Here is a 13,732-nt window from a genome sequence, read left to right on the forward strand (position 1 = left end):
AGCAGGTGCCATGGCTTTTTCGGGGTTCTCCCGGCACCTTCCGGACGCCCCGACCGTTGTCCTGAGCGGCAGGCCTCCCGGCGCGGCGGGGTCCTCGCTTACGATGGCCGTTGCTCTACCCCGGTTTGCCGCGTGAAAGTAAGCCGGGCTCCCTGGTCGGTCTGTTTCTCCGGCCCGGGTCCGGGGGTAGCACCCCGGGAGGTTCAGACCATGAACTCGACCGCGCCAGGCCCGACCGGCAAGGAGACCAACCCCCGTGTCCGTCTTCAACAAGCTCATGCGTGCAGGCGAAGGAAAGATCCTGCGCAAGCTGCACCGCATCGCGGACCAGGTCAACTCCATCGAAGAGGATTTCGTCAACCTCTCCGACGCCGAGCTGCGGGCCCTCACCGACGAGTACAAGGAGCGGTTCGCCGGCGGCGAGAGCCTCGACGACCTGCTGCCCGAGGCCTTCGCGACGGTCCGTGAGGCCGCCAAGCGCGTCCTCGGCCAGCGTCACTACGACGTACAGCTGCTGGGCGGCGCCGCCCTGCACCTCGGCTATGTGGCCGAGATGAAGACCGGCGAGGGCAAGACTCTGGTCGGCACGCTCCCCGCCTATCTGAACGCGCTGTCCGGCAAGGGCGTCCACCTGATCACGGTGAACGACTACCTGGCCGAGCGCGACTCGGAGATGATGGGCCGGGTCCACAAGTTCCTGGGGCTCGAAGTCGGCTGCATCATCGCCAACATGACCCCGGCGCAGCGCCGTGAGCAGTACGAATGTGACATCACGTACGGCACGAACAACGAGTTCGGCTTCGACTACCTCCGCGACAACATGGCGTGGGCCCAGGACGAGCTCGTCCAGCGCGGCCACAACTACGCCATCGTCGACGAGGTCGACTCGATCCTGGTCGACGAGGCCCGTACGCCGCTGATCATCTCCGGCCCGGCCGACCAGGCCACCAAGTGGTACGGCGACTTCGCGAAGCTCGTCACCCGGCTGACGAAGGGCGAGGCGGGCAACCAGCTCAAGGGCATCGAGGAGACCGGCGACTACGAGGTCGACGAGAAGAAGCGCACGGTCGCCATCCACGAGCCCGGTGTCGCCAAGGTCGAGGACTGGCTCGGCATCGAGAACCTCTACGAGTCGGTGAACACCCCGCTCGTCGGTTACCTCAACAACGCGATCAAGGCCAAGGAGCTCTTCAAGAACGACAAGGACTACGTCGTCATCGACGGCGAAGTCATGATCGTCGACGAGCACACCGGTCGTATCCTCGCCGGCCGCCGCTACAACGAGGGCATGCACCAGGCCATCGAGGCGAAGGAAGGGGTGGACATCAAGGACGAGAACCAGACGCTCGCCACGATCACCCTGCAGAACTTCTTCCGCCTGTACGGCAAGCTCTCCGGCATGACCGGTACGGCCATGACCGAGGCCGCCGAGTTCCACCAGATCTACAAGCTCGGTGTGGTGCCGATCCCGACGAACCGGCCGATGGTCCGCATGGACCAGTCCGACCTGATCTACCGCACCGAGGTCGCCAAGTTCGACGCGGTCGTCGAGGACATCGCGGAGAAGCACGAGAAGGGCCAGCCGATCCTGGTCGGCACCACCTCGGTCGAGAAGTCCGAGTACCTCTCGCAGCAGCTCTCCAAGCGCGGCGTGCAGCACGAGGTGCTCAACGCGAAGCAGCACGACCGGGAGGCGCCGATCATCGCGCAGGCCGGCCGTAAGGGCGCTGTCACCGTCGCGACGAACATGGCCGGACGTGGCACCGACATCAAGCTCGGCGGCAATCCGGACGACCTCGCCGAGGCTGAGCTGCGCCAGCGCGGCCTGGACCCCGACGAGAACGTCGAGGAGTGGGCCGCGGCCCTGCCCGCCGCGCTGGAGAAGGCCGAGCACGCGGTCAAGGCCGAGCACGACGAGGTCAAGGACCTCGGCGGGCTGTATGTGCTGGGCACCGAGCGCCACGAGTCGCGCCGTATCGACAACCAGCTGCGCGGCCGTTCCGGACGACAGGGCGACCCGGGCGAGTCCCGGTTCTACCTCTCGCTCGGTGACGACCTGATGCGGCTGTTCAAGGCCCAGATGGTCGAGCGCGTCATGGCGATGGCCAATGTGCCCGACGACGTGCCCATCGAGAACAAGATGGTGACGCGGGCCATCGCATCGGCGCAGTCGCAGGTCGAGCAGCAGAACTTCGAGACGCGTAAGAACGTCCTGAAGTACGACGAGGTGCTGAACCGGCAGCGCGAGGTCATCTACGGCGAGCGCCGCCGGGTCCTGGAGGGCGAGGACCTGCACGAGCAGGTGCAGCACTTCATGGATGACACCATCGACGCGTACATCCAGGCGGAGACGGTGGAAGGGTTCGCCGAGGAATGGGACCTGGACCGCCTGTGGAACGCGTTCAAGCAGCTCTACCCGGTGAAGGTCACCGTCGAGGAGCTGGAGGACGCGGCGGGCGACCGGGCCGGCATCACCGCCGAGTTCATCGGTGAGTCGATCAAGGACGACATCCACGAGCAGTACGCGGGCCGTGAGGAGCAGCTCGGCTCCGAGATCATGCGTGAGCTGGAGCGCCGCGTGGTCCTGTCGGTGCTGGACCGCAAGTGGCGTGAGCACCTCTACGAGATGGACTATCTCCAGGAGGGCATCGGCCTCCGTGCCATGGCGCAGAAGGACCCGCTGGTCGAGTACCAGCGCGAGGGCTTCGACATGTTCAACGCCATGATGGAGGGCATCAAGGAGGAGTCCGTCGGCTATCTGTTCAACCTGGAGGTCCAGGTCGAGCAGCAGGTCGAGGAGGTTCCGGTCCAGGACACGGCGGAGAAGACCTCGCTGGAGAAGGACGCGGTGCCCGCGGGTGCGCGTCCGGAGATCCGGGCCAAGGGCCTGGAGGCCCCGCAGCGGCCCGACAGGCTGCACTTCTCGGCCCCGACCGTGGACGGTGAGGGCGGTGTCGTCGAGGGCGACTTCGAGAACGAGGACGGCCCCCGCTCCGAGGCGGACGGCATGACGCGCGCCGAGCGCCGCAAGGCTCAGAAGGGCGGCCGGCGCCGCAAGAAGTAGGGGCAGCGGCGCGAGCCGCATGTCGTGAGGGCCGGGCCGGACACCGCGGAATCAGCGGTGTCCGGCCCGGCCCTTTCTGTACGGCTGACCGGTCATACGCCGACGCGTTCGCCGCCCAGTTCCACCGCGGCGCACCGCCAGCGCAGATCGGCGCCCTGTTCGAGCCGGAACGCCATCGCCTGTACGTGCTCGCCCGAGCCGATCCTGGCGAACGCCTCGATCACGCCGGGCGCCGGGACGAACTCGCCGCAGTGCCGTACGACGGGCCGCACGCCCGGTGCGCGCAGCGGTGTGCCCGGTGCCAGGAGCACCAGCTGGTCGTAGGCCGCACCGATGGTGTGCCCGAGCATCCAGTGGACCGGCCGCTGCCCGCTGAGTACGGCGAGGAGCCGTTCGGCGAACCAGTAGTGCGGCTTGAGCCGGCGGCGCTGGATCGGGGTGGTTCCTGGCCTGTGCTGGTCGTGCCGGCCCGCCGGCCTGGTCCGCTGCATGTGGTGAGAGCCCCCGCTCTGCCGGGCCCGGTTCGATACCGGGCGGTAGCTTCTGTTGCGCCTCTTCTACGGGGGGCCGCGAAGCCGTGGCAAGGGAGCCGGAGGCGCGCGTGCGGTGCCGTCCAGGATCACCTATCCGGGTGACGGGCCGGTGGCACGGGCGGATACGGCGTGCTCCCGGGCGCCACCGGGTGGACGCCGTCCCGGGCTGCTCCCGGCGCCACGAAGGGGGACCCGGTACGTATCCTGGGACCCTCTTCATCAGGCATCACCGGGCTCTGCCGGGCCGTCCTCCGGTCCTCCGGACGGAGCCCGGGGCGCCCCATCCGACGACGAAAGCGGCCGGCCATGCGTGTGTACGTCCCACTGACCCTCCCCGGTCTCGCAGCGGCGCACGCGGCGGGCGAACTGGGCCCAGGACCGCTGACCGCCTACGCCGTCACGCCCGGCCTGCGGGAGTGGTACGTCTCCGACGACATCGAGGAGCTGGAGTACGCGGCGCTCAACCGGGCCGCATCGGCCTCGCTGCGGCTGCTGGCCGGGGACCCGGGCATCGCCCGCCGCCGGGTGGTCGTCGCTGTCGACGTGCCGGACCAGGACGCGGTGGCCGACCCGGACCGCGGTCTCGACGCGAGCTCGCTCGGCGAGGTGCGGATCGCCTCCGCCGTGCCGCTGTCGAAGGCCGCGGCCGTCCACGCCGACGCGGACGACGCCGAGCCGGATGTCGCGGCCGCGGCCGGTGCGCTGGGCGCTGCCGACCACGGGGACGACGACGCGCAGTTCACGGTGGACGGCGCCGAGGACCACGAACTGCTCTGGTTCGGTGTGCAGGAGATCCCGCATCTGATCGCCTGAAGGTCCGTTGTCGGACCCCCCGCGTACGGTTGTCGAAGTGGGGAGAGCGGGAGACGGGCGGTGCCCCGCCCGGTCCGGGAGAGGTTCGAACGGGGGCTGGACATGAGTACGGACGCGGGCACGAACGCGGTCACGGACACGGGCACGGGCACGGGGCCGGGTGCACCGGCGGGGACGCACATCGTCTGGGACTGGAACGGGACGCTGTTCCACGACATCGACGCGGTGATCGCGGCGACGAACGCCTCGTTCGGCGAGGCCGGTCTGGCGCCGATCACGCTGGAGCGGTACCGGGACCTGTACTGCGTGCCCGTTCCGCGGTTCTACGAACGGCTGATGGGCCGGCTGCCGACGGACGCCGAGTGGGCTGTCATGGACGAGGCCTTCCACCGGCACTACTGGGCGCTTGCCGAACAGGCGGGGCTCGCTCCGGGGGCGGAGCAGCTGCTCAGGGAGTGGCAGGCGGCCGGGCTGACCCAGTCGCTCTGTTCGCTGGCGCCGCACGACCAGTTGATACCGATCGTGCGGACGCACGGGATCGAGCGGCACTTCCTGCGTGTGGACGGCAGGACCGGTCCGTCGAACGGGGGGAAGGCGGAGCACATGGTGCGCCACCTGGCCGGGCTCGACGGTGTCGTTCCGGAGCGCGTCGTGGTGATCGGTGACGCGGTCGACGACGCGGTGGCGGCCGCGCACGCCGGGGCACGGGCCGTGCTGTACACGGGCGGATCGCACAGCCGGGCCAGCCTGGAGACCGCCGGGGTGCCGGTGGTGGACTCGCTGGCGGAGGCGGTCAGTACCGCACGCGACTGGGCACTCTGACCGGTTTTCGCACCTGGCCGAAGTGTCGAAGTGCGGTGTGCCGACTTGTACAGATGCGGCCGGTGACGTCCACCGGTCCGGGCGGGATAGCCTAGGTCCCGTGATCAGCGCGATATCTCGCGGGGGCATTGACGCCTCCGCCCTGCGCCCGGAGCACTACGGTGTCCGGGTCATCGCTGGCACCCCTCACCCGGACCGGCCTCCGAAAATGGCCAATAACGTCACGGGTATCTCTCATTGCGGCATAACGTCGACTTCGACCGGATACCTCGCGTCGTGGTCGTGGCGTTGTGCCGCTTCTTTCACCTACGTCACGCAACGGCGCGCGACAGGAGCCAGAGGACATGCAGACCAAGCTGGACGAACCCAAGGACGAACTGCTCGCACGCGCGGCCCAGGTGGCTGAGAACAGCCCGGCGGGAGGACAACTTCCGGGCGGGTCCACGAGCGGGGGGAGTCCGGACCGGGACATGGTCCTTGCGTACCTCCAGCGCTACTACCTGCACACGGCTCCGGAGGACATCGAGAACCGTGACCCCGAGGACGCGTTCGGGGCGGCACTCTCGCACTACCGGCTCGCCGAGAAGCGCCCGCAGGGCACCGCGAACGTCCGGGTGCACACCCCGAGCGTCGAGGAGAACGGCTGGACCTGCAGCCATACGGTCGTCGAGGTCGTCACCGACGACATGCCGTTCCTGGTCGACTCGGTCACCAATGAGCTGACCCGCCAGGGCCGCGGCATCCACGTCGTGATCCACCCGCAGCTCCTGGTACGCCGTGACGTGACCGGCAAGCTCATCGAGGTGCTCGGCAAGGACGAGACCGGCGAGGGCGTCCACGACGCCCTGATCGAGTCCTGGATCCATGTGGAGATCGACCGCGAGACCGAGCGCGGCGATCTGAAGCAGATCACCACGGACCTCCTGCGCGTGCTCTCCGACGTACGGGAGACCGTCGAGGACTGGGACAAGATGCGTGACGCCGCTGTGCGCATCGCCGACGAGCTGCCCGCAGAGCCGACCGCGGCCGATCTGCCGGTACGCGAGGTGGAGGAGTCCCGTGAGCTGCTGCGCTGGCTCGCCGCGGACCACTTCACCTTCCTCGGCTACCGCGAGTACCGGCTGACGGACGACGACTCGCTGACCGCGGTGCCCGGCACCGGGCTCGGCATCCTCCGCTCCGACCCGCACCACAGCGTCGACGAGGAGCACCCGGTCTCGCCGTCGTTCGGCAGGCTGCCGGCCGACGCCCGTGCCAAGGCCCGTGAGCACAAGATCCTCGTACTCACCAAGGCCAACAGCCGCTCGACCGTGCACCGCCCCAGCTACCTCGACTACGTCGGCGTGAAGAAGTTCGACGCCAAGGGCAACGTCGTCGGCGAGCGGCGCTTCCTCGGGCTGTTCTCCTCCGCCGCGTACACCGAGTCCGTACGCCGGGTCCCCGTCCTCCGCCGCAAGGTCGCCGAGGTCCTCGAAGGCGCGGGCTTCACGCCCAACAGCCACGACGGCCGCGACCTGATGCAGATCCTGGAGACGTACCCGCGCGACGAGCTGTTCCAGACGCCCGTCGACCAGCTGCGCTCCATCGTCACCAGCGTGCTCTACCTCCAGGAGCGGCGCAGGCTCCGGCTCTACCTGCGCCAGGACGAGTACGGCCGCTACTACTCGGCGCTCATCTACCTGCCGCGCGACCGCTACACGACCGCGGTGCGGCTGCGCCTCATCGACATCCTCAAGGAGGAGCTCGGCGGCACCAGCGTCGACTTCACCGCGCGCAACACCGAGTCCATCCTCTCCCGGCTGCACTTCGTCGTGCGGGTCCCCGCGGGCACCGAGCTGACCGAGCTCACCGACGCCGACGCGGACCGGATCGAGGCCAAGCTCGTCGAGGCCGCGCGCTCCTGGGCCGACGGGTTCGGCGAGGCGCTGACCGCCGAGTGCGGCGAGGAGCGCGCCGCCGAACTGCTGCGCCGCTACGGCCAGTCCTTCCCCGAGGGCTACAAGGCGGACCACTCGCCGCGTGCCGCCGTCGCCGACCTCGGCCACCTCGAACACCTCCAGCCGGGCGAGAAGGACTTCGCGCTCTCGCTGTACGAGCCGGTGGGCGCGGCCCCCGGCGAGCGCCGCTTCAAGATCTACCGGATCGGCTCGCAGGTCTCCCTCTCCGCGGTGCTCCCGGTGCTCCAGAAGCTGGGCGTCGAGGTCACCGACGAGCGCCCGTACGAGCTGCGCTGCGCCGACCGTACGCACGCCTGGATCTACGACTTCGGGCTGCGGATCCCGCAGATCGAGGGGGGCGAACACCTCGCCGATGACGCCAGGGAGCGGGTCCAGGACGCGTTCGCCGCTACCTGGACCGGCGAGGCCGAGAACGACGGCTTCAACGCGCTGGTGCTCGGCGCCGGGCTGACCTGGCGGCAGGCGATGGTGCTGCGCGCGTACGCCAAGTACCTGCGCCAGGCCGGATCGACCTTCAGCCAGGACTACATGGAGGACACCCTCCGCAACAACGTCCACACCACCCGGCTGCTCGTCTCGCTCTTCGAGGCCCGGATGTCGCCGGGCCGCCAGCGGGCCGGCACCGAGCTGACCGACGGGCTGCTCGAAGAGCTCGACGGCGCGCTCGACCAGGTGGCGAGCCTGGACGAGGACCGCATCCTGCGCTCCTTCCTCACCGTCATCAAGGCGACGCTCAGGACCAACTTCTTCCAGAGCGCGGACGAGAGCGGCGACCGTAAGGGCCGGGGCACCGAGCACAGCGCGCACCACCCGTACGTCTCCATGAAGTTCGACCCGCAGGCCATCCCCGACCTGCCCGCGCCGCGCCCGGCGTACGAGATCTGGGTGTACTCGCCGCGCGTCGAGGGCGTGCACCTGCGATTCGGGAAGGTCGCCCGAGGCGGGCTGCGCTGGTCCGACCGGCGTGAGGACTTCCGTACGGAGGTGCTCGGCCTGGTCAAGGCGCAGATGGTCAAGAACACGGTGATCGTGCCGGTCGGCGCCAAGGGCGGCTTCGTCGCCAAGCAGCTGCCCGACCCGTCCGTGGACCGGGACGCCTGGATGGCCGAGGGCATCGCGGCGTACAAGACCTTCATCTCCGCGCTGCTCGACATCACCGACAACCTGGTGGCCGGCGAGGTCGTGCCGCCCACCGGTGTCGTACGCCACGACGAGGACGACACCTACCTCGTCGTCGCCGCCGACAAGGGCACCGCGACCTTCTCCGACATCGCCAACGCGGTCGCCGAGTCGTACGACTTCTGGCTCGGGGACGCCTTCGCGTCCGGTGGCTCCGCCGGTTACGACCACAAGGGCATGGGCATCACGGCCCGCGGCGCCTGGGAGTCCGTCGAGCGGCACTTCCGGGAGCTCGGCCACGACACCCAGACCGAGGACTTCACCACGGTCGGCGTCGGCGACATGTCCGGTGACGTCTTCGGCAATGGCATGCTGCTCTCCGAGCACATCCGCCTGGTCGCCGCCTTCGACCACCGGCACATCTTCATCGACCCGACCCCGGACGCGGCGACGTCCTACGCCGAGCGGCGCAGGCTGTTCGAGATGCCGCGCTCCTCGTGGGCCGAGTACAACACCGCCCTGCTCTCGTCCGGCGGTGGCATCCACCCGCGCAGCGCCAAGTCGATCCCGCTCAACGCCCACGTCCGTGAGGCGCTCGGCATCGAGTCGGGCGTGGCCAAGATGACCCCGGCCGATCTGATGAGGGCGATCCTCAAGGCCCCGGTCGACCTGGTGTGGAACGGCGGCATCGGGACGTACGTGAAGTCCTCCGCCGAGTCCAACGCGGACGTCGGCGACAAGGCCAACGACGCCATCCGGATCAACGGCGAGGACCTGCGCGCCAAGGTCGTCGGCGAGGGCGGCAACCTGGGCCTGACCCAGCTCGGCCGTATCGAGTACGCCAGGTCCGGCGGCGACGGCACCGGCGGCAAGATCAACACCGACGCGATCGACAACAGCGCGGGCGTGGACACCTCCGACCACGAGGTGAACATCAAGATCCTGCTCAACGGGATGGTCACCGAGGGCGATCTGACCGTCAAGCAGCGCAACAAGATCCTCGCGTCGATGACCGACGAGGTCGGCGCCCTGGTCCTGCGCAACAACTACGCGCAGAACACCGCGCTCGCCAACGCCGAGGCCCAGGCCCCGTCACTGCTCCACGCCCACCAGCGCTTCATGCGCAGGCTGGTCCGCGACGGGCATCTGAACCGGGCGCTGGAGTTCCTGCCGACCGACCGCCAGGTCCGTGAACTGCTCAACGCGGGCAAGGGGCTGAGCCAGCCCGAGCTGGCAGTGCTCCTCGCGTACACCAAGATCACCGCCGCTCAGGAGCTGATCAGCACCGATCTGCCGGACGACCCGTACCTGCAGAAGCTGGTGCACGCGTACTTCCCCAAGCCGCTGCGTGAGCGCTACCCCGAAGCGATCGAGGGGCACGCCCTGCGTCGCGAGATCATCACGACGGTCCTGGTCAACGACACGGTGAACACCGGTGGTTCGACCTTCCTGCACCGGCTCCGGGAGGAGACGGGCGCCTCGATCGAGGAGATCGTACGGGCGCAGGCGGCAGCCCGTGAGATCTTCGGCCTGGCCGAGGTGTGGGACGCCGTCGAGGAGCTGGACAACAAGGTCGCGGCCGATGTCCAGACCCGCATCAGGCTGCACTCGCGCCGGCTCGTGGAACGCGGTGCGCGCTGGCTGCTCGGCAACCGTCCGCAGCCGCTCGACCTCAGCGAGACCATCGCCTTCTTCACCGAGGGTGTGTCGAAGGTCTGGCGGGAGCTGCCGAACCTGCTCAAGGGCGACGACCTGGAGTGGTACCAGGGCATCCTGGACGAGCTGACCGCTGCCGGCGTGCCGGAGGAGCTGGCCGGGCAGGTCGCCGGGTTCTCGGGGGCCTTCCCCGCGCTGGACATCGTGGCGATCGCCGACCGTACGGACAAGGACCCGATGGCCGTCGCCGAGGTGTACTACGACCTCGGCGACCGGCTGGCGATCTCCCAGCTGATGGACCGGATCATCGAACTGCCGCGGGCCGACCGCTGGCAGTCCATGGCCCGCGCCTCCATCCGCGCGGACCTGTACGCGGCGCACGCCGGGCTCACCCTCGACGTGCTCTCGGCGGGGAACGGCGCATCGACGCCTGAGGAGCGCTTCCAGGGCTGGGAGGAGAAGAACGCCTCGATCCTGGGCCGTGCGCGCACCACGCTCGACGAGATCCAGACCTCGGACGCCTTCGACCTGGCGAACCTGTCGGTCGCGATGCGAACGATGCGCTCGCTCCTGCGGACGCACGTCTGAGGCGTCGAAGTGTGATGCGGGGGCACGCCGTGTGCGTGCCCCCGTGATCGGGGGGCACGCCTCGCGTGCCCCAGCCGCAGCCCTGGCTGCGGCCCCGGCCCCGGTCCGCCTGTTGTCAGTACAGGCGGGTCGGGGCCGCGGCGTCTCCCGGCGGCGGTGGCGGATCGCGGCGCCAGGCCGCGGCCGGCTCGGTCGGGGTCCTGGGCCGCGATCTGCACCCGGCCGAGTCCGAGATGGCCCAGATGCTCCGGCTGGCGCAGCCCGTCCAGCAGGATGCGCCACATCGGCGCCGCACCGGCGGACCTGCCGCAGGAGGTGCGCGCCGCGCTGCTGGACGCTGGGGGAGCTGCTGATGCTGCCGGGGCCCGCGCCCGTGCTGTACCGGCTGGTCACCGGGAACGGTCTGCCCGCGGGCTGCCGGCCGGGTGCGGCCGCGCTGCTTGCGGGAGGCGAAGAACCGGACCGGGTGCTGCTCCGGCTCTGGAGCAGCACCCGGCGGGGCGGCTGAGTACAACGGGCATGGGGCGGCTGACCCGGCGGGGCTGCTGAGCGCACGGTGCGCTCAGCCGTGCGGCGGGGTCACTTCTTCGAGGTGAACTCCTCGTAGGCGGCGACGACTTCATCCGCCGGGCCGTCCATCCGCATCGTCCCCGACTCCAGCCAGATGGCCCGCTCGCAGGTCTCCAGGATCGACTTGTTGCTGTGGCTGACCAGGAAGACGGTGCCCGCCGACTCGCGCAGTTCGGCGATCCGGTCCTGGCTGCGGCGCTGGAACCTCGCGTCGCCGGTGGAGAGCGCCTCGTCGATCATCAGCACGTCGTGGCTCTTGGCCGCCGCGATGGAGAAGCGCAGCCGTGCGCCCATGCCCGATGAGTACGTCCGCATCGGCAGCGAGATGAAGTCGCCCTTCTCGTTGATGCCGGAGAAGTCGACGATCTCCTGGTAGCGCTCGCGGACCTCCTCGCGCGTCATCCCCATGGCCAGGCCGCCGAGGATCACATTGCGCTCGCCGGTCAGATCGCTCATCAGGGCGGCGTTGACGCCGAGCAGCGACGGCTGGCCCTGGGTGTAGACCCGGCCCGACGCGGCCGGCAGCAGCCCGGCGACGGCCTTCAGCAGGGTCGACTTGCCGGACCCGTTGGAGCCGATCAGGCCGATGGCCTCGCCCTTGTGCGCGACGAAGGTCACCCCCCGGACGGCGTGCACCTCGCGGGTGCCCGGCCGGGGCTTGCGGGAGACGATCCGGTTGAGGGCGGAGGTCGCGCTGCCCTTGCCGGATCCGGTGCCCTGGATCTTGTAGACGATGTGCAGGTCGTCGGCGATGACGGTCGGGGCCGCCGGGGCCGTCGGGCCCGCGGGGGCCGCCGGCACCGTGATGGGCGTCATGGTCGGGGTCAGGGTGTCCACCGGGTTCTCAGCCACGTCCGTACTGCTCCTCTGCCTTCCAGAAGTAGATGAAGCCGCCCACCCCTGCGACGACCGCCCAGCCGATGGCCAGCGCCCACACGTGCGGGGGGAGCTGGTTCGCCTTGTAGCTGCCGATGAGCGCGTAGCGCATCAGGTCGATGTAGACCGCGGCCGGGTTGCACTGGAGCCCCAGCAGGACGAGGTGCGGCAGGTTGTCGTGCGCCAGCACCTTCTTGATGCTCCACATCACGCCCGAGACGTACATCCAGGTGCGCAGGATGAAGGGCATCAGCTGCGAGACGTCCGGGGTCTTGGCGGCGAGCCTGGCCATGACCATCGACAGCCCGGTGTTGAACATCGCCTGGAGCACCAGCGCGGGGATCGCGAGCAGCCAGCTGGCCTTCGGGTACTCGCCGAAGCAGACCAGGATGACGATCAGCGCACCCATCGAGAACAGCAGCTGCTGCAGTTGCTGGACGGCGTACGCGATCGGGAGCGAGGCCCGCGGGAAGTGCAGGGCCCGCACCAGGCCCAGGCTGCCGCTGATGGCGCGGGTGCCCGTCTGGATCGAGTTGCTGGTGAACGTCCAGATGAAGACGCCGGTCACCAGGAACGGGATGAAGTCGGGGACGCCGTGGCTGGTGCCGAGCAGGACGCCGAAGATGAAGTAGTAGACCGCCGCGTTCAGCAGCGGCGTCATGATCTGCCAGACCTGCCCCAGCTTCGCCTGGCTGTACTGCGCGGTCAGCCGGGCGGTGGCGAAGGCGGTGATGAAGTGCCTGCGCCCCCAGGTCTGCCGGATGTACGTGAACAGCGGGGGGCGGGCGCCGCTGATGGTCAGGCCGTGTGCGGCGGCCAGCGCGGCCAGATCCTGCGGGGGCTGCGGGGAGACCCGCGGAACCGCCGCCTCCGTGGCGGGCGCGTTCCGGGCTGTCGTGGGGATCACAGCATTCGCTTTCGACGGAGTTCGACGGGATTCACACGGGAGGGGCGGAAGTGAACGCCCCCGACATACGTCGCAACGGATCCGTATCGTCGTAACGCCGAGGTTAGGACGGAATGACGTCGAAACGCAACCGTCTCGTCGCGACGAATAGGTAAACTTCTCCCCATGGCATCCCCTGATCCCCGTACGACTGATCCCCGTACGACCCGCCGCGCCCCCGCCGGGGCCGCCGTGCTCCGCGAGGACGTGACGGAGGCGATCCGTGCCGCCGTCTTCGAGGAACTGGCGTCCGTCGGATACGCGCGGATGTCCATCGAGGCCATCGCCCGCCGGGCCGGAGTCGGCAAGACCGCGGTCTACCGCCGCTGGAAGTCGAAGCTGTACCTGGTCCTGGACCTGGTCACGGCGTTCGCGGCGCAGGGCCTGCCCGCGCCCGCGACCGGTTCGCTGTACGGCGATGTGCGCGCTCTGCTCGCCGTGGCGTCGACGGCGCTGCGGCACCCGGTCGCCTCCCAGGTCATCCCCGATCTGCTGGTCGAGGCCGCCCGGCAGCCGGAGATCGCCGACGCGATCAAGGCGGCGCTGCTCGACAACCAGAAGGGCGTCGCCGCCGCGGTGGTCCGCGACGCGGTGGCCCGCGGTGAGCTCCCGGCCGACGCCGACCCCGCCCGGGCGCTCGAACTGATCGTGGGGCCGCTCTACTGGCGGCTCGCGGTGGTCAGGGACGGCCTGCCCAAGGGCTACCTGGACGGACTCGCGGCGGCGGCGGTGGCGGCGCTCAAGGCGTGACGGCGGGGTGGGCGTCCGGGACGGGTACCGGGCCGGG

General features: G+C 69.7%; 9 protein-coding genes. 6 read left to right on the top strand and 3 right to left on the bottom strand.

Features of this window, described 5'->3' with window-relative positions; translation table 11 throughout:
- The first annotated feature begins 256 nt into the window (after positions 1-256).
- Positions 257-3,064: a preprotein translocase subunit SecA gene (gene secA / locus OG210_RS19725; protein ID WP_328327153.1), complete on the top strand. Its 2,808-nt coding sequence runs from the start codon at positions 257-259 to the stop codon at positions 3,062-3,064.
- A gap of 92 nt (positions 3,065-3,156) precedes the next feature.
- Here secA and OG210_RS19730 read toward each other — a convergent pair whose 3' ends face one another.
- Positions 3,157-3,555 carry an Rv3235 family protein gene (locus OG210_RS19730; RefSeq protein WP_328327151.1) on the bottom strand — a complete coding sequence of 133 codons (399 nt, stop codon included), beginning with the start codon at positions 3,553-3,555 and terminating at the stop codon, positions 3,157-3,159.
- 348 nt (positions 3,556-3,903) lie between these two features.
- Here OG210_RS19730 and OG210_RS19735 point away from each other — a divergent pair, with 348 nt between their 5' ends.
- The 4 genes from OG210_RS19735 to OG210_RS19750 all read left to right on the top strand — a co-directional run bounded on the left by OG210_RS19735 (position 3,904) and on the right by OG210_RS19750 (position 11,061).
- Positions 3,904-4,410, top strand: coding sequence for a hypothetical protein (locus OG210_RS19735; protein ID WP_328327149.1), 507 nt, complete (start codon positions 3,904-3,906; stop codon positions 4,408-4,410).
- A 102-nt stretch (positions 4,411-4,512) separates the two neighbouring features.
- Positions 4,513-5,232, top strand: coding sequence for an HAD family hydrolase (locus tag OG210_RS19740; protein WP_328327147.1), 720 nt, complete (start codon positions 4,513-4,515; stop codon positions 5,230-5,232).
- Positions 5,233-5,576: 344 nt separating this feature from the next.
- Complete coding sequence (locus tag OG210_RS19745) at positions 5,577-10,553, top strand: NAD-glutamate dehydrogenase (protein WP_328327145.1); 4,977 nt, start codon at positions 5,577-5,579, stop codon at positions 10,551-10,553.
- A 352-nt stretch (positions 10,554-10,905) separates the two neighbouring features.
- The gene (locus OG210_RS19750) at positions 10,906-11,061 is read left to right on the top strand and encodes a hypothetical protein (protein WP_328327143.1); all 156 of its coding nucleotides are present in this window, start codon (positions 10,906-10,908) and stop codon (positions 11,059-11,061) included.
- A gap of 71 nt (positions 11,062-11,132) precedes the next feature.
- Here OG210_RS19750 and OG210_RS19755 read toward each other — a convergent pair whose 3' ends face one another.
- On the bottom strand, positions 11,133-11,939 hold the full coding sequence (locus OG210_RS19755) for an ABC transporter ATP-binding protein (RefSeq protein ID WP_328335448.1): 807 nt from the start codon (positions 11,937-11,939) through the stop codon (positions 11,133-11,135).
- Between the two features lie 28 nt (positions 11,940-11,967).
- Complete coding sequence (locus OG210_RS19760; RefSeq protein WP_328335447.1) at positions 11,968-12,828, bottom strand: ABC transporter permease; 861 nt, start codon at positions 12,826-12,828, stop codon at positions 11,968-11,970.
- 243 nt (positions 12,829-13,071) lie between these two features.
- Between OG210_RS19760 and OG210_RS19765 the strand changes: the two genes are divergently transcribed.
- The gene (locus OG210_RS19765; protein ID WP_328327141.1) at positions 13,072-13,695 is read left to right on the top strand and encodes a TetR/AcrR family transcriptional regulator; all 624 of its coding nucleotides are present in this window, start codon (positions 13,072-13,074) and stop codon (positions 13,693-13,695) included.
- Positions 13,696-13,732 lie beyond the last annotated feature (37 nt).

Source organism: Streptomyces sp. NBC_00466 (genome assembly GCF_041433995.1).
Lineage (GTDB): Bacteria > Actinomycetota > Actinomycetes > Streptomycetales > Streptomycetaceae > Streptomyces.

What these genes read in the sequence shown, in the direction of transcription:
- OG210_RS19730 (WP_328327151.1), bottom strand. Translation starts at nt 3,555, where the DNA reads ATGCAGCGGACCAGGCCGGCGGGCCGGCACGACCAGCACAGGCCAGGA.
- OG210_RS19735 (WP_328327149.1), top strand. Translation starts at nt 3,904, where the DNA reads ATGCGTGTGTACGTCCCACTGACCCTCCCCGGTCTCGCAGCGGCGCAC.
- OG210_RS19740 (WP_328327147.1), top strand. Translation starts at nt 4,513, where the DNA reads ATGAGTACGGACGCGGGCACGAACGCGGTCACGGACACGGGCACGGGC.
- OG210_RS19745 (WP_328327145.1), top strand. Translation starts at nt 5,577, where the DNA reads ATGCAGACCAAGCTGGACGAACCCAAGGACGAACTGCTCGCACGCGCG.
- OG210_RS19750 (WP_328327143.1), top strand. Translation starts at nt 10,906, where the DNA reads ATGCTGCCGGGGCCCGCGCCCGTGCTGTACCGGCTGGTCACCGGGAAC.
- OG210_RS19755 (WP_328335448.1), bottom strand. Translation starts at nt 11,939, where the DNA reads ATGACGCCCATCACGGTGCCGGCGGCCCCCGCGGGCCCGACGGCCCCG.
- OG210_RS19765 (WP_328327141.1), top strand. Translation starts at nt 13,072, where the DNA reads ATGGCATCCCCTGATCCCCGTACGACTGATCCCCGTACGACCCGCCGC.